We start from the raw sequence: 15,929 nt of genomic DNA on the forward strand, positions 1-15,929 counted from the left end.
TAAAAAAGCCATCCATGGCCATCAGCTTAAATTATTTAATTAGTTACCTGATGAAATAGTACTTACATCGGTATCTGTATTGGTAAAAACACGTCCATTGGTCGACAGTGGTTCATCGTTAGGGCTTTGATTAAATGCATCACTGGCAAATTGTGCAAAATCTACTTGCAAAGCCTCAATGGTAATATCAACCATAGCTGTCACTTGCTGGTTTACCCCATCAGATACGCCAAACATAAAGCTGTCACTGCCTGTTGCTTCTTTATTGGGTGTATAGGTAAAGCTGCCATCACTATTAACTACTACATTGCCCAGTGTAGGCTCTGTTGTGAGTTCATAGGTGAGTGAGTCGCCATCGGCATCACTCGCTACTAACGTGTCGTTAATTTCAACTTCTGTTTGTGTGGTTAACATTACATCGCTTGCACTGGGTGCTGTATTTACCACCGGTGTAGGCTGCTTATTGTCATCATCGTTGCTACATGCGCTAAGCGTTAGTACGCCAAGTAGTACACCGATGTGAGTAAGAGTTAAATTACGCATACGTTACTCCTTATTTAGACCCTGCAAGTGGGGTAGCTAAGTATGGGAAAGCGGCATCCATCATGCTTGCATCAACAGGCGCACCATCAGTAAATGGCACTGTACCTACATCAGCATCTTCTGGTGTACACAGCCCTAAGTCGGTGTCTTCACCATTTACTGGGATAGGGTGACACAAACGACCCATTACCACGCGAAGTGCAATATCTACTACATCATCACCTGGACGACGGCCATTTGGAAAGCCCGCTAAATCATCACCCGCAACACCAAATGCAGATTGATCAGCCTGTGCTGTGGCTGCAATTGCGGTATTTAAACGTAACATTTCTGAAGGCGTTACTGTTGCTTGTTGGTTTACACCAGCAAAACCGGTTAAAAATGCGGTGATTAAATCGGTACGCGGAAAATTAGTGGGGGCGAGGGTTTCTAAGTTAGCGCCAAGCGTGGTATTGACTGCATCTTTAAATAAAATATTTAAAAGCTCAGGTAAAGACGGGTGCGAAACATAATCTAAAAATTGCGCATCATCTTTAGGGTGAGCTGTTGAGAAGGTATCTTTGTCTTTAATACCAATAACAAGCTCGTTAACTAAAGGGTTACCTAAGCGTGAAACCTGTGTTAATGCACCGCCATTTACTGCGTTATCTGCAAATTTAGCGTTGGGGTTTAAAATGCGTGCTTGCGGTAGGCTTGCTGTTGTCCATGAGCCAATTACGCCGTTGCCTTCACCCACAATACAGCTTTTAGGCATTTCAATGGCAATTGATGTCACATTTTTATCAATAAGGTCATCATTATCGGCAGATTGCGTAATTCCCCCAGGAAAACCACCACCATCGCCCGCACCTGGCGCACTATCACCTTCTACAGGCACATAGTTAACTAAATCAAAAGTTTTACCTAAGTTAACAACAAATGGGTCTTTGCGCTGGCCAACAAACACTTTGGCCATATTGTCACAGCCCGGTACAGACACTTGATAAACAAACTGATCGGCATAAGTTTGGTAATCAGTCATTGAACCAAATGTTTTATCGCCTACATAATCTAGCGGTTTGTTGAACGTGGTTGAGCTGGTGGTGGTATTGCTTAGTGTGGTACTGGTACCTGTGCGTTGTGGGCCGTTTATCATGCTTAGTGTATATGACTCACTAAAATTTGCAGCGCTATCATCACCAGCTGCAACGCCACCTACATTTTTAAGCGGTACAGATACAGTGCGTTGATTACCTTCTGGGCCAACAGTTAACTGCACACCCTGGTTATCGTTTGGCAGCATACTGGTAAAATTAAAGGCAAAAGTAATATCTTCTACTGCATCACCATCATTATCAATATGAATACTGTAGGTTGCATCTGGGTCCATAGCGAAGTAGTTAGGGCCGCCATAGGCATCTTGTAAAGGAATATAATTGGCAATAAACGTAACGTAATCGTCTCTGCCTGCTTCATAACTATTAAATATGTAAAAGTCGGTAGAGTCTAAGGTTGGAAAGCGGCTAATATTTGGCGCTTCACGATGACTTGATGCCTCGCTAGAGGTACTTACTAAGGTACTGCATACTACTACTGCGAGTATAGATGGAGTTAAAGCTTTCATGACTTTTTCCTTTAGTTTTGATTGGAGTCATAACTAATAACGAAGCAAAAAGCACATTAGATGCAAAAAAAGTTAAAATATTTTTAAATTTGTTAAATAAGTGGGGTTGGTTGGCCTAAATAGATAAGCCAACCTAATGCGATTATTTAGTTATAAAACCACTAAATCTGTAGTATATAGCACTTGGGTTGGTAGGCCGTTAGGCGAGCCACCTAACGGCTCTAAACTTACTGCAAGTAGAGCAATATTTTGGGCATTAAAACGAGCGTCTTTTATTAAAAGCTTTTCACCTTGTTTAGGTAATAAACCAAGCGAAATAGGTGTGTCCTGTCCTTGTAAAATCATCCACAGCTCGTAGTCTTTATCTGTTTGCGCAACCAACTTGGTACTCGCTTTAACTGACAATGCTTGCTCGTCCACATTAATAATCCACAGTGATTGCTTATCTTGGTTTTGTACAAGCGCAATCTGCTGGCTATCTTGCAGTTGTGTTACTGGTTTAATAACTACAAATGCTAAAATAATACAGGCCGCTGTGGCTATAAACGACCAAGTACGCCATACCGATGGCGCCGGTTTTATAACTGTTTTAATAGGCTGTGCATTGCTTTCTATTTTATCTAAAATGTGCTGCCAAACATGCTCATCGGGTGCTTGTGGTGTAATTGCACTGGCTAAGCCATTTAAATTTTGCTCCCACATCATAGTGGCTTCTCGGGCTTGCGGTAAACTGAGCATTAAGCGTTGAAAACGCTTTCGTGCAAGGCCATTTAGAGTACCTAGCACATATTGCCCTGCTAAAGCATCAAGTAGTTCTGGTTTGTTATAGTTCATAATGTTAAACACCTCTGCAATTGCTGCAAACCACGCCTTATCCAGCTTTTCACTGTGCCTAAAGGCGTTTCTATATGATTGACCAGCTCACCATGGCTTAAGCCTTTGTAATACGCTAGGTGAATGGCTTGTTTTTGCTGTGGGTCGAGTTGCTCAATGCAATTTACAAGTTTGGTTTGATCATCGTAGTTAATGTCTATGTCTTGTTCATCATATTCCTCATCGCCTATGGCTTGCTCTTTTCTAACCTTATGATAGCGCAGCGCGTCTAAGCTTCTGTACCGTACTATGCTTATCATCCAACTTATTACGGTGCCTTTAGTAGGATTGTATTCTGACGCGTTATGCCAAATTTTTATAAATGCTTCTTGCAATACCTCTTCAGCGTGCGCTCGATTTGAGAGCATATTTAAACTTATTGCAAATAACTTAGCGCTTGTTTGCCGGTACAAATCGGCAAATGCAGCTTTATTACCTTGTGCTGTTTTACACAAAAGAGGAAGTAGATTGTCGTTTTCCATAGGGTTCCTGTTATTTTTATTATTATTGAGGCGCATTGCGCTTTATTAATTAAATTTTTACCTAGAAACATATTAAGTCTCGCGTGATAAACACTTATCGACTAGATATAAATGTAACTAAAATATAAACACACTCTCAATAAACGTGTGAGAAGGGCGATTGGATGCAAAACGTTGAACTGTTATTTATCTTAGCTGCTCTTAACTAAGAGACAAGTTTTAGCCATAAAACAGACGCATAAGGCGAGTGAGAAAAAATGACCCAGAACTGTGTAAAAAGCGGCTAATATGGCCAATCTAGTTAAAGTTGAAGATTTTAACCTGTTTAATATCAATTGGTTATATTTATTTTCAAGTTCTAAATACAATTTTTGTTGGCCTGTAAATTGCAACTACACTTATAAACAGCTGTAAAAATTTGCCAAAACAGTAAAAATAAAGGAGAAAATATGTGGGCTGCAACGAGTTATTTAATTTTAGCGTTAATTTTTATATGGATAGGCTGGGAGGTTAACTCGGTTTACTTTGCAGTGGTGTTTTATTGGAGTGCCTTGTCGTTAATACTTGTCAGTGGCGCTTATATTTTTAATTTGGCAAAAATTTTTAGAAAGCGCGAAAATGGCATCATTCCTTTTTATATTCGTTGGGCTTTTGTGCCCTTTTTATTAGGTGCCCAAATTTACAATGCGTATTCTCGCAAGCACGATAAAGTCCCTCCCATTCAAAAAATTAACGAGCATTTATTTTTAGCATGTCGATTGTTTCCCTCTGATATTGATACGTTAAAAGAAAACGGTATAACAGCAATATTAGATGTAACGTGTGAGTTTGATGGCTTGGAGTGGAGCTCAACCCAAGAAAATATTAGCTATTTAAATATCCCGGTGCTTGATCATAGTGTGCCTACTCATTCGCAATTAAACCAAGCCATTAACTGGATACATCATCATATTAAAGAAGACCGCCGAGTGGTCGTTCATTGCGCACTAGGAAGGGGGCGCTCAGTATTTGTGATGGCTGCATACTTGTTGAGCCAAGATAAAAATGCAGATGTACATCAAATACTTGCACAAATTAAAGAGACACGTGAAACCGCAAACCTTAATAAACACCAACTTCGCCATTTGGCTAAACGACATAAAAAAGGGGAGCTTGTTATAAAAAACAAAGCGGTATTAATAGCAAACCCAGTGTCGGGCACCAAAATGTGGCAAGATAAAGAGCCCTTAATAGTGGCTAGGCTGTCGGAATATTATGATTTAAACGTTTTAACTACCTCTAAAGAAGTAAATGGAATTGAACTTGCCAAACAAGCTATTAAAAATAAGCCAGACATAATAATTGCCTGTGGCGGTGATGGAACCGTGACAGAAGTAGCTAGTGTGTTGGTAAACACTCAGTGCAAGCTGGGTATTATCCCAATGGGTACAGCCAATGCTTTAGCCCATGTGCTTATGGGTATTAGCTCTAAAATAATTCCTGTTGAGCAGGCCTGCGAATTAATTATAGATGGGCAAACTCATACAATAGACACCGCCTACTGTAATGACGAGCTCATGCTGTTGTTAGCGGGAATTGGTTATGAGCAATCGATGATTGAAAAAGCCGACAGAGATTCAAAAAATAAATCGGGTCAGCTTGCTTACTTAAACGGCTTTTTTCAGGCATTTAGTGAGCAAAAAGCGCAAACACTCTATGTAACTCTTGATGATAATCAAACCCAAGAGGTGCACACAAATAGCTTTATTGTTGCTAACGCAGCCCCTTTTACCACGTTGTTAGCGCAAGGGGGAGGACAGCCTAATCACGAAGATGGTTTATTGGACATAAATTGGCTGATACCGAGCGAAGAAAACACAACCAGTGTGCTTAGTATTGCTGAGTTGATGTTTAGTAGTATTACGCAAACGCAATTAGCTATTAGTTCGCATCATACCAACGCTAAAAAAGTAACGATTACTGCAGATGAAGAAATTAAGTATGTATTAGATGGTGAAATAAAAACAGCGGATACGCTTACTATTACAGTTGACCCTGCCTCATTAAATGTAATTAGTAAGGAATTATAAAATAAAAAATGCACGTATTTAACGTGCATTTTTGTGTATTACTTTTTAATGCTTGGCCAAACAAAACCACTGCTATTGCTTGAGCTAGTAGGCTTAGAGCGCTGAGCGCTTTTGGGTTTACGCAGCGGTTTGTTACTTAGCGTATGTAAGTAGAGAGCTTCAACTTTATCGCGTGCCCAAGGGGTTTTACGTAAAAATTTTAAGCTTGATTTAATGCTTGGCGAGTCGGTAAAACATTTAATGTTTACTTGCTCGCCCATGGCTTTAAAACCTAAACGTTGTTCAAGCTCTACTAAAATTTGTTCTAATGTTACCCCGTGAAGAGGATTCTTTGGTTGATTATCCATAGCCATACTACTTATTTAAACTGTGCGCATTGTAGCGTAAATCCGCATTTAGCGCTAATTGACCCTAATGGTTTTAGGTTTTATGGGGTAAACAAGATTGCCTTTTTTATCTAATTTTAACCAAATGAGCTTACTGTTATTATGCTGAGGGTTACTAGCCGCGCATACTAAGGTAAAAGAATGTACTTGTACCGGCGCACCTTCACTATAACGTTTGTTATCGTACCAACAAATATTACCAGCGTTAATAACCTCGTTAGTGTCAATAATAGAATGTGTTTTAACTGTTTTAGCATCGCTACTAGGGGAAAGAGTTAACGCAATTGTAAAAATAAATAAAACCATAATATGGCGCATGGGCGGCCTCTCATTTTGATAGTTTAAAAATAGTACACACGATTAAAAAACATGCTAGGGTAAGTAATAGCGTTATACAACACTGACTTAAACACACAACTATAAAAAGGTGAAGACATGCGATTTAATCAAATAATGATAGATGAATTTACGTTATTAGCTAAGTTTCCTAGGGATAGCAAAATGCAGGGGATAAAGTTACATTCTGACGCAGAGCCTAATTTATTAAGTGCTGCGCAACGCTTATTTGATAAAGGCGTAATAGATAGCCCAGATGGTGGCTATTTGACCGATCTGGGCTTAGATTTAATAGAGCATGTAAGTGTTATTCACAGCGCTTTAAAAAGTTAAACTGCATCGCGTTGATTTTGCGGCGCTGCTTCATTAAAAGCGGGCAGTGCATTACAGCGTGCATAAATGGCTGCAATTTTTGGATACGCAGCCATATTTACATTAAAACGCAACGCATTAAATACCTGTGGCACTAGACAAATATCAGCCAGTGATGGTTTATCGCCTACACAAAAATCACAGTCTTCGCTTAGCATTGATTCAATTTTTTCAAACCCTACCTCAACCCAATGTCTGTACCATTTATTTTTCGCCTCGTCATTTACGTTCAGTTCATTTGATAAATACTTTAAAACACGTAAATTATTTACAGGGTGAATATCACACGCTACGGCATAACTTATGTTACGAATCTGCGCTTTTTGCCATGCATTCCCATAAACCAGAGGCGTTTGCGGATAACTTTCATCTAACCATTCTAAAATAGCAAGTGATTGCGCTAATACACCGTCCTCTGTTTCAATAGTGGGTAACAAACCTTGCACATTTTTATCTAAGTAAGGCTGAGCTAACTGCTCAGATTTAAGTAAATTAACAAATTGCATATCGTGCTCAATGCCTTTTAAATTAAGTGCTATGCGAACACGGTATGCAGCAGATGAGCGAAAGTAGCTGTAGAGTTTCATTGTCATTATTCCTCGCCTGTAAAGTGTTTAGTGATACTACGCCAGCATTGAGTGTAATTAGATTGACGTTCTTTTCCTTCAAGGGCATATTTAGTGGGCGATATTATGTAACGAGACTCAAACATAAAGGCCAGCGTGTTCTCGTATTTTTGTGGTGTGAGCTCAGCGTTAGATGCTTTTTCGAATACCTCGGCTTCAGGCCCATGTGGCGACATACAATTATGCAAACTAGCGCCTCCTGGTACAAACCCGTGCTCTTTTGCATCGTAAACTCCTTCTATTAAGCCCATGAACTCACTCATAATATTGCGATGATAATAAGGAGGCCTAAATGTATTCTCTGCTACCATCCAACGAGGTGGAAAGATTACAAAATCCACATTTGCCATGCCCTCAGTGGCTGAGGGAGAGGTAAGTACAGTAAATATTGAAGGATCTGGGTGATCAAAACTTACAGTGTTAATAACATTAAAGCGGGCTAAATCGTATTTGTACGGGGCGCTGTTACCAGTCCATGCAACCACATCAAAAGGCGAATGAGTGACCGGGCAGCTAAAGAGATTACCATTAAATTTAGTCACTAATTCAAAGTCACCCTCTATATCTTCAAATGACGCAACGGGGTATTTAAAGTCTCTGTCGTTGGCGTAGCCATTAGCGCCAACGGGGCCGCGCTCGGCAAGCTCAAAGGCATGGCCATAGTTTTCACAAATGTACCCACGTGCGGTTTCGTCAATTAAATCAACTGAGAATTTAATCCCGCGAGGAATGACGGCAATTTCTCCAGGCTTTACAGTCAGCTTTCCGCACTCAGTGTGTAATAACAACTCGCCATGCTGAGGCACAAACAACATCTCACCATCGGCATTACAAAAGTAGCGCCCTTGCATAGAAATATTAGCCACATAAACATGAATACCAATACCCGATTGACCATTGGCATTGCCATTTGCAGCCATTGTGATTAACCCATCAATAAAATCAGTAGGCTTTGAGGGAATATCAATCGGGCTCCAGCGCATCATCGTAGGGGGCGTAATTGCTTCAGTTATAGGTGCTGTTCTGATTAGTGCATTATCTATTGCAGTATAATCACCTTGTACCACCGATGGACGAAGGCGGTACAGCCACGTACGACGATTAGCGGCACGCGGCGCTGTAAAGGCTGTGCTGCTAAATTGCTCGGTGTATAAATTATATTTAACTTTTTGTGGGGTAAATTGCCCAACAGGCAGTGCGCCGGGAAGCGCTTCGGTTTCAAACTCATTGCCAAAACCGCTCATGTAGTTTATTTCGCTGGCCATATTTAGATCCTGTGAGAGTGACAGTGTTTTATCTTTCTAGGGCTGTTTATCTTTCGAGGTTGAATTTGCAGCAGTCTGTTTGGTAATTAGGCAAGGCAGAGCCTATGCAGTGTGGTTGTTCACCATAAATAGGCGATAACGTAGCATAAATGCCAAACAGGCGCTGCCCGAAGGGTTCTGCCTAGGGGTCATTTACTCTTTGTTGCTCGGTTTTTACTTATTCTTACATGGATGTAAGTCATTAGAATAACGCAGGAGCAGTTATCGAGCCCACTAGGTTACAAACCTTGCGCCGTGATTAAATGGCCCCTAGATTGAACAAATTTCAATCCTGAAAGGTCAACAGGCCCTAATTAGTTTAAAGTACTCTCATGTGAGAGTAATTTCAAATGGGCACAGGTTTTAGCCTGTAAATTAAAATGCACAGTTTTCATGGTGTGTAAATATGATGAGAAAGCAATAATGGAAATAGATTTAGAGCACTTTTTGCCCTATCAGTTAAACCAAATGGCAAATCTCATAAGCGATGATTTTGCGCGTGTTTATCAGCAAAAATACGACTTAACGATTCCTCAATGGCGGGTGTTGGCAAACTTGGCGCAATATGGCAAAAGTAATGCTAAAGATTTATGTACACAAGCCAATATGGACAAGTCAACGGTTTCGCGAGCTATTAAATCATTGCTGCAAAGAGGGTATATACAAGCTGAATTAAATCAGCAAGATAAGCGAGTAACTCAGGTTATGTTAAATGAGCAGGGCAATGCAATTTACAAGCTGATAGCGCATGATGCACAAAACTGGGAAGCGCAATTAGCTAAAAAATTTACCAAGCAACAACAAACGCAATTGCTAAATTTACTAAAAGAGCTTAAAGGGGCTTTATAATACCAACCCTTAAATTCGATCAGTTAATCAGGTGGATTGGTATAAAAAAAACCCATCAGTTGATGGGCTTTAATAAACATTTAGTCTTTACACTAATGAGATTAGAAGGTGTAACGTACACCTACACGCATTTGCCATAAAGACGCATCAGTTTGTACTGATGTATTTGCATTGTTTTCGTTAAAGCCAGAGTATACGTAACGGCCTTGCTCATCAATTGATGTTGAAATCATGCTAGCGCCAACGAAAGGACCTTTTTTAAGTACGCCCCAATCATCGTTTAATAGGTTAGTTAAGTTATCAATTACGAAGAACGCTTCCCCTTTATGTCCATCCATAAAGCCTGGTAATTCTTGAGTAACTTTAAAGTTAAATTTAACAAACCAATCTGAGTTTTCAGCATTACGGCCAGTGATTTCACCGCGCTCTAAACCGTTAGACGCGATAAAGTCGTTAAACGCGTTAATTTCATCAGCGCTCATGTCGTAAACAACGTTAGGATCGTTTTCAAGTGGTACGTAAAGTAATTGACGATCGCCGTTCCAGTTGCTATCCCCGAAAGTACCATCGCTACCATCAAATGTGTAGCTGTATGGTAAGCCTTTGTATGCTTCACCGTATAAGTTAAAGCGAGTAGCAAAACCATCGACAAACTCATGCGTGTAGCCAAGCGTCATAGTAAAACGATGTGGGATTTCGTAATCTGATGATGCAACACCAGGGTTACCAGGATCCGTTAGCGCAATGTTACCGTAGTTTGAGCCCGCAACAGAGCTTGTCATTGGGTTAACATCGTCTGAATCTGTGTATGCGTAACCAAAGTTAACGCTTACGCCATTGTCAAACATTTTGCTTACTGCTAGTGAAATAACCGATGAATCACCGCTATCACCACTTACATTTGTAAGAAGGTATTCATTATCACGACCTTCTACTTTTTCATAAAGAGGGCGTCCATCAAATGTAGTTTTGCCAGAATCACGAAGTGCAATGTCGCGCATTAAGGCAGCATCTTTTTTCTTAGAGTATAAGTAATCAAGTGAAATTACATACTCGTTTTCAGTTGTGTATGTTGCACCGATTGAGTATTTCCATTCTGAAGGAATTTCAAAGTCTGGGTCGACTGCATTTACATCACCATCGCCAGAACCAGGAACAACACCTGCAACGGCATCAAATTGAGACTGAGGGATTTCAAAACCTGGAGAACCACCATTTACATTAGGTGTGGCAAATAAGTCGATAGCACCAAACTGGTTTGCACTAATATTAGTAATACCGTCGTTTGAGTAAGAATTAGATAACCAAACATTTGGGTTACCACCAGAGAATAAGCCAACGCCTGCACGAACTTCTAACTCGTCGGTTGCGTACCACTGGAAACCAACACGTGGTTGAAGTAGATCTATACCATCGAATGTACTTTGGTTTGTAATGTTATTTGGCAGGTCAGGGTATAGAACTTTATTTTGGTAACGGGTAGAAAAGTTCTGGTTGAAGTTTGGTACGTCATCACTTGTGTATTTGTCGTAACGTAAACCAAACGTGATGTTTGCATCTAGGTCTGTAAATGCGTATTCATCTTGAACATAAAACGTATGCTGAGCGTATGAGAAGCTTGCAGCAGCATCGTTTGGATCGTTAGTTGTTGCAGCATTATTATAGAAAATGGCGCTTGCTATACCGTTTTCAAAATCATCGACTGAATTAAAACGATATTCACCTTCAGTATGCTGCACGAATAAGTTAAATACATCTAGCTCTTCAAACTCGTAACCAGCTGTAATGGTATGTTGGTCAAGGTAGTAAGTACCTGCTACTTTAAATGTAGTGGTATCATAGTCTAAATCGTTAGATTGACGAGAGTCATCTGGTCCGATAAATACCGTACCACCATCTTCTGTGCTTATTTGCATTTCACCAAAGCTGCTTGCAGCATCAAGTGATTGTACCGTTGCGTCTAATTCTGATTTACCAATACGAACTTCAGTTGAAAAATCATCTGACCAATCTGAATACACAGATGCGATGATTGAAGTAAACTCTGCACTTTGGTCGTAAAAGTGGTTTGATAGTGAAACACGACTAGAACCAGTGTCTGATTGTGAAACTGTATTACCGTCGTTGTAGTTGTAGATTAAGTTTGCACGGTGATCTTCGTTGATGTTCCAATCTAATTTAACTAAGATTTTTTCATCTTCAACAGGCATACTTGAAGGCATACCGCCTACGTCATAGCCATATACAGATTGAGCTACACTTGTAATACGAGCAATATCATCTGCAGTTACACTGCCGCTGCTTAAACCGTCGTAGTTAAACTGTTGTACACCTTCAAGCTTTTCGTATGAAGTGAATAAAAACAGTTTATCTTCGATTAACGGTAAACCAACGTTAAAGCCGTAACGTTTTTCGGTGTAGTTACCGTTATCAACGTCTTCGCCTTCGATTTTATCGCCTTTTAATGAATCGCTTGTGTAATCATAGAAGATGCCACCGTGAACTTCATTTCCACCTGACTTAGTTACCGCATTGATGTTACACGAAGTAAAGCCACCGTACTGTACGTCAAATGGTGCTAGCTCAGCTGAAACCTGTTCAATTGAATCAAAAGAGAAAGGTGCACGAATAGTTGGGTAACCGTTAGAGCTTAAACCAAAGTTATCGTTCATACGAACGCCATCAAGCGTTAAGCTGTTGTAACGAGGGTTACCACCACCACAGTTAATTGAACCACGGCTATCGTCAATTGTGATACGCGGGTCAATACGAATGATATCTTTTAAATCACGGTTAATAGCAGGCGTGTTTTCAAGATCAGTTAATGTAAATGTAGATGCTGGACCAGTTCCACCAGACATAGAGCTGATAGGCGCGCCAGTAACAACAATTTGCTCCATGCTTGATTGTGGCTCAAGTGAAGCATTTACTGGGTAATCGTTACCGATATTAAGGATAATGTTATTGAATTCTTGGTCAGCATAGACATCAGAATCAACAATTACCTTGTACGGACCACCAACACGGAGGCCTTTAGCAGTAAAGTAACCCGCATCATTCGCTTCAGTTGTTTTAACTGAACCAGACGGTACGTGTAAAATTGTTATTTTAGTACCTGGAGCAGGGTTACCATTTGGACCAGTAATTTGCCCTTTTATCGCAGAGGTGGTTTCGTTGGCGAATGCAGCGCCACTTACACTAACACATGCAGCGATAGCAAGTGAAAGTGCTGTTTTTTGAAGTTTAGTCTTCATTTTCATTTCCCGTGAAAGTTATAATTAAATTGTTATTTTAAGTCGTATAACCCCAGCGTTTTTCACTAAGGGTATACTCTTGTAATATGCAAAATTAATTTGCACAATTTATACTTGTATACTTAACTAAATATGGATTAATTACTTATTGTTATGTTACCGACATTATATGACAGTATTATGAAATGTAACTTATATAACTCCCTCTATAGTTAATTACACTTTGTAATCAATGCATTTCCAGCTTTATTATTTTAGCTATACTCTAAACCGTGTATAAACATAAATTAATTCCCGTGTGTAGGTTTTTATTTATAGGTTGATTGTTATTTTATCGTTATTTTTAAGTTTTTATTATCTTCTGATGAATCAAATAAATAGTTTAATACACCCGCAAGTCTAATGCCTGCTTTTTGTAAACGCTGCTTAACAAGTGGATTGTATTTGAAAACATAACTATAGCTCACTTCATCATCGGTAGAATTATAAATTTCTTCAGCCAATTTGTGAGACTCCATTAGCCACGTAGTAGGGCTGCTGTTTAAGTATGTTTTAATGAGTGATGCATCGTTTGTATCTATAAATTTAGCGTATTCAGTATAAGCTAAATTCTCATTTTCTATTAATCCAGTGTCCCAAAGGCTATGCAAATTGGTCTCGTTATCAAAAAAATCGACCTTAATTAAATTGCCGCCTCTATCTTCACTTCGCCCAGCATGAAATGGTTGATGGCTGTCGCCAACCAAGTGAACTAAAAACTTTAAAGCAAACTGTTTTTCTTGAAGTGAAGTAGTCGATGTCTGGAGTGTATTAATGGAGAAGTAGATACCTTCTAGAATGTTTGTAACATCGTCTTTGCTGTGTGTGTGCGCGTGATTTAGGGAAAGCGTTTTATTTTTGGGAAGATTTATGTAGTGCCAGCGTGAAGATTTTTTACGCCAAAATAGCTCAGGGTTAGATCGCATTTCATCAGCCCAAGTCGCTATTTTAGCTAATGATTGTCCTTCCAAAAGTGGTGCTAAATTGTGAACGGCTTGGTTGGTTAAGTGTTGCTCAGCAATATAACCAACGATACGGTGGCCATTTTGGCCCCATGCATACGATTTACTTGTTGTAAAAACAGCACTAATTATTAACGTTGTTGCTACGAGAGTAGCAATTTTAATGCGCATTAATGTCTTCTGCATTTATTTTTATTCACCTATTAGCTGGTATGGGTATTGTGATTGTTTTTACTTAATATAGGAAGGAGTCAAGAGTATTCATTATTTCTTATTCATAACCCTTTAATTTCAGTTAGTTATGTTGCATGGGTAAAATTACCTATTGTAATAAGTAAGAAATATTGTTCAAATATAGCCTTTGCATTGTTAGGTACACCTTATTGGTGGGGTTTATAAAGGTCATGTTACATAAACTGTCGTTTGTTACACTTTTGTTTCTGGTTATGGTTGCTGCGTGGTCTGTAGGAAAGGTAAGCGTAAACAGTGACGAAATTACTTTTCCAGAATTAATAAAAACGTCAACACAATGTTATACCACGGCAAGTGAGAACAAAAATCAGCTCATTGTATTTACGCCCTCGCAAAGTGTTGCAGAGCGACTTACTGAGTCGCTTTGTGTTGATTCAGTAGTAACTAAGCAATATGGTTCTGTTAAAGGTTATTGGGGCGATAGCACAACTGAAAGCTTTGACTTTGTGGGTAAAGGGATAGCGGATCTGGTACTTGCAAAAAATAATATAATGAACGCTTTTAATGCTGAGCTTACCTACAACTACCAAGCCGTTGTGGGCTTTTCTGATTATACAGCGTACTTTATTTCCTCAAAGGAAAAACCTCGTTTAACAAAACAGTACTTTTTAGATAAGCGCATAGGCTTGTTGGATTACCCTACAAGCCGCTCTGGTCATATATTACCCAAAAAAGTGTTTAAAGATTTAAATATAAACCAAAGCAACTTAGACATTACTTATGCAAGTTCACACAGCGAGCTTCGTGATTTATTAGCTAATGGGCAGGTAGATATTATTGCATCTTTTTGGAAAGAGAGTGACGCCGAGCGTTTTTCAAAAAATTATATAACGCCCTTAAGTAACAAAATTTCAGGTTCACGTTGGTATTTAAAAATGCAGCAAAATAATACTGACCTATTATGCGCTGTGCAGCGTCATATTCTTGATATGTCTAAAGAACAAACGTTAAGTTATTACAAAGAAGCACAATCATACTGGGATTGCAGCTCAGAACACGTAACAGCAAAAGATAAGAGCATTAAAAATGGATAAGTATAAATATGTTGTTTTTGGCTGTGCTGTTTTTTTTATTAATTGCTTTGTATTCTACGTCTCTGTCATTAGCGAGCAGAATCACGTCATTAAACACCAGGTTATCGAAACGGAAAAACAAGTAGCCCTTGACTTGCCGTTAATTGCGCTTTCTAACGCTCTTTTAAAGCACTCGGGTAATCAGCATGCAGTGCAAGACTATTTAATAAAGCTTAACGATTATTTAGGCAACAACTTACGTTTAGTTAAAATTGTATCAAAGTCTGCAAAGCCTTTAGTTTTAAAACCAAATCAATTTGTAAGAACACTTAAGTCGAGTACCACGCATGTCTCTTTAGTATTCGAGAAAAACGCACAATTTTGGTCAGAAACTCGGTTTTTGATTTGTTTGTTATTCTTAGTCTTGAGTGTTTTGTTCAGTAAATGGTTAAAATCTATTACACAGATGCCTGCTGAGGTAAAAAGTACGCCACAAAACGCCAATACAGAGGTAAGTACGCCTAAAGAGCTTGTACTGATTATTGATTTAAACACTAAAACGCTCAGCAATAATTACTTACCAGAAAATACGGTGTGTTTAGCAAACAAGCCGCTATGCTTTTATTTAGCCTTGATAGAGTTTTGCAGAGATAACCGTGATGTTGTGCTAAATCAAAATAAATATGTGCCAGATGAGCTTATAGAGTTGGCTAATAAGTACTTTTACAGGTTGATTGAGCTTGGGCACACTATACGCAAGCGCCCAAATTTTAATAGCAGTTTAGAAAAAACATTAAGCGAGATACGTGCAGCTTTAGATGAGGTATTATCAGAGCACCCTGATATGAAAGATATTTACTATCCGCCTAAAGCCTATGGCGAAGGTTCGAGGTCTCGATTACATAGCTATGCGTTAATAAATATTGCAAAGGGAAATATCGAAATAAAAGGAAAGTAGCTAGCTAC

At 39.2% G+C, this 15,929-nt stretch carries 15 protein-coding genes; 5 read left to right on the forward strand and 10 right to left on the reverse strand.

Translation table 11 applies throughout. The features are described 5' to 3' along the window. Positions 1–39 precede the first annotated feature (39 nt). From CWC17_RS14800 to CWC17_RS14815, 4 genes are all read right to left on the reverse strand, one after another. Entirely contained in the window at positions 40–543 is a 504-nt protein-coding gene (locus tag CWC17_RS14800) for a cadherin-like domain-containing protein (RefSeq protein WP_055019144.1), read from the reverse strand. A 10-nt stretch (positions 544–553) separates the two neighbouring features. Next, entirely contained in the window at positions 554–2,146 is a 1,593-nt protein-coding gene (locus CWC17_RS14805) for a DUF4331 domain-containing protein (protein ID WP_138613754.1), read from the reverse strand. Positions 2,147–2,296: 150 nt separating this feature from the next. Further along, entirely contained in the window at positions 2,297–2,980 is a 684-nt protein-coding gene (locus CWC17_RS14810; protein ID WP_138613756.1) for an anti-sigma factor, read from the reverse strand. Beyond that, on the reverse strand, positions 2,977–3,501 hold the full coding sequence (locus CWC17_RS14815) for a sigma-70 family RNA polymerase sigma factor (RefSeq protein ID WP_138613757.1): 525 nt from the start codon (positions 3,499–3,501) through the stop codon (positions 2,977–2,979). The genes CWC17_RS14810 and CWC17_RS14815 overlap by 4 nt, the downstream gene beginning before the upstream one ends. Positions 3,502–3,950: 449 nt before the next feature. On the opposite strand from CWC17_RS14815, the gene CWC17_RS14820 reads away from it, so the two are divergent. Then, entirely contained in the window at positions 3,951–5,570 is a 1,620-nt protein-coding gene (locus tag CWC17_RS14820; RefSeq protein ID WP_138613759.1) for a diacylglycerol kinase family protein, read from the forward strand. 38 nt (positions 5,571–5,608) lie between these two features. Here CWC17_RS14820 and CWC17_RS14825 read toward each other — a convergent pair whose 3' ends face one another. Continuing rightward, positions 5,609–5,917 carry a VF530 family protein gene (locus CWC17_RS14825; protein WP_055013803.1) on the reverse strand — a complete coding sequence of 103 codons (309 nt, stop codon included), beginning with the start codon at positions 5,915–5,917 and terminating at the stop codon, positions 5,609–5,611. 54 nt (positions 5,918–5,971) lie between these two features. Continuing rightward, positions 5,972–6,274, reverse strand: a complete 303-nt coding sequence (locus tag CWC17_RS14830) for a DUF1496 domain-containing protein (RefSeq protein ID WP_138613761.1) — start codon at positions 6,272–6,274, stop codon at positions 5,972–5,974. A gap of 117 nt (positions 6,275–6,391) precedes the next feature. Here CWC17_RS14830 and CWC17_RS14835 point away from each other — a divergent pair, with 117 nt between their 5' ends. Beyond that, entirely contained in the window at positions 6,392–6,625 is a 234-nt protein-coding gene (locus CWC17_RS14835; protein ID WP_055013801.1) for a TIGR02647 family protein, read from the forward strand. On the opposite strand, the gene maiA is transcribed toward CWC17_RS14835, so the two are convergent. Next, positions 6,622–7,251: a maleylacetoacetate isomerase gene (gene maiA / locus CWC17_RS14840; RefSeq protein ID WP_138613773.1), complete on the reverse strand. Its 630-nt coding sequence runs from the start codon at positions 7,249–7,251 to the stop codon at positions 6,622–6,624. The genes CWC17_RS14835 and maiA overlap by 4 nt on opposite strands. Before the next feature lie 5 nt (positions 7,252–7,256). After that, positions 7,257–8,555: a homogentisate 1,2-dioxygenase gene (hmgA, locus tag CWC17_RS14845; RefSeq protein ID WP_138613763.1), complete on the reverse strand. Its 1,299-nt coding sequence runs from the start codon at positions 8,553–8,555 to the stop codon at positions 7,257–7,259. Positions 8,556–9,017: 462 nt separating this feature from the next. Between hmgA and CWC17_RS14850 the strand changes: the two genes are divergently transcribed. Beyond that, positions 9,018–9,443: a MarR family winged helix-turn-helix transcriptional regulator gene (locus CWC17_RS14850; protein ID WP_138613765.1), complete on the forward strand. Its 426-nt coding sequence runs from the start codon at positions 9,018–9,020 to the stop codon at positions 9,441–9,443. Between the two features lie 101 nt (positions 9,444–9,544). Here CWC17_RS14850 and CWC17_RS14855 read toward each other — a convergent pair whose 3' ends face one another. Then, positions 9,545–12,697, reverse strand: a complete 3,153-nt coding sequence (locus CWC17_RS14855) for a TonB-dependent receptor (RefSeq protein WP_138613767.1) — start codon at positions 12,695–12,697, stop codon at positions 9,545–9,547. A gap of 326 nt (positions 12,698–13,023) precedes the next feature. Beyond that, complete coding sequence (locus CWC17_RS14860; RefSeq protein ID WP_138613775.1) at positions 13,024–13,869, reverse strand: S1/P1 nuclease; 846 nt, start codon at positions 13,867–13,869, stop codon at positions 13,024–13,026. A gap of 233 nt (positions 13,870–14,102) precedes the next feature. On the opposite strand from CWC17_RS14860, the gene CWC17_RS14865 reads away from it, so the two are divergent. Together CWC17_RS14865 and CWC17_RS14870 are read left to right on the forward strand one after the other, a co-directional pair. After that, a complete protein-coding gene (locus tag CWC17_RS14865; protein ID WP_138613769.1) occupies positions 14,103–14,984 on the forward strand; it encodes a type 2 periplasmic-binding domain-containing protein in 882 nt (293 codons plus the stop codon). Continuing rightward, on the forward strand, positions 14,977–15,921 hold the full coding sequence (locus tag CWC17_RS14870; protein ID WP_138613771.1) for a hypothetical protein: 945 nt from the start codon (positions 14,977–14,979) through the stop codon (positions 15,919–15,921). Before CWC17_RS14865 ends, CWC17_RS14870 begins: the two co-directional genes overlap by 8 nt. Positions 15,922–15,929 lie beyond the last annotated feature (8 nt).

The organism is Pseudoalteromonas sp. S3785 (assembly GCF_005887365.1).
Classification (GTDB): Bacteria; Pseudomonadota; Gammaproteobacteria; order Enterobacterales; family Alteromonadaceae; genus Pseudoalteromonas.

Excerpts from the sequence above, each read along its gene's own strand:
- CWC17_RS14800 (WP_055019144.1), bottom strand. The coding sequence starts at position 543 with ATGCGTAATTTAACTCTTACTCACATCGGTGTACTACTTGGCGTACTA.
- CWC17_RS14805 (WP_138613754.1), bottom strand. The coding sequence starts at position 2,146 with ATGAAAGCTTTAACTCCATCTATACTCGCAGTAGTAGTATGCAGTACC.
- CWC17_RS14810 (WP_138613756.1), bottom strand. The coding sequence starts at position 2,980 with ATGAACTATAACAAACCAGAACTACTTGATGCTTTAGCAGGGCAATAT.
- CWC17_RS14815 (WP_138613757.1), bottom strand. The coding sequence starts at position 3,501 with ATGGAAAACGACAATCTACTTCCTCTTTTGTGTAAAACAGCACAAGGT.
- CWC17_RS14820 (WP_138613759.1), top strand. The coding sequence starts at position 3,951 with ATGTGGGCTGCAACGAGTTATTTAATTTTAGCGTTAATTTTTATATGG.
- CWC17_RS14825 (WP_055013803.1), bottom strand. The coding sequence starts at position 5,917 with ATGGATAATCAACCAAAGAATCCTCTTCACGGGGTAACATTAGAACAA.
- CWC17_RS14830 (WP_138613761.1), bottom strand. The coding sequence starts at position 6,274 with ATGCGCCATATTATGGTTTTATTTATTTTTACAATTGCGTTAACTCTT.
- CWC17_RS14835 (WP_055013801.1), top strand. The coding sequence starts at position 6,392 with ATGCGATTTAATCAAATAATGATAGATGAATTTACGTTATTAGCTAAG.
- maiA (WP_138613773.1), bottom strand. The coding sequence starts at position 7,251 with ATGAAACTCTACAGCTACTTTCGCTCATCTGCTGCATACCGTGTTCGC.
- hmgA (WP_138613763.1), bottom strand. The coding sequence starts at position 8,555 with ATGGCCAGCGAAATAAACTACATGAGCGGTTTTGGCAATGAGTTTGAA.
- CWC17_RS14850 (WP_138613765.1), top strand. The coding sequence starts at position 9,018 with ATGGAAATAGATTTAGAGCACTTTTTGCCCTATCAGTTAAACCAAATG.
- CWC17_RS14855 (WP_138613767.1), bottom strand. The coding sequence starts at position 12,697 with ATGAAGACTAAACTTCAAAAAACAGCACTTTCACTTGCTATCGCTGCA.
- CWC17_RS14860 (WP_138613775.1), bottom strand. The coding sequence starts at position 13,869 with ATGCGCATTAAAATTGCTACTCTCGTAGCAACAACGTTAATAATTAGT.
- CWC17_RS14865 (WP_138613769.1), top strand. The coding sequence starts at position 14,103 with ATGTTACATAAACTGTCGTTTGTTACACTTTTGTTTCTGGTTATGGTT.
- CWC17_RS14870 (WP_138613771.1), top strand. The coding sequence starts at position 14,977 with ATGGATAAGTATAAATATGTTGTTTTTGGCTGTGCTGTTTTTTTTATT.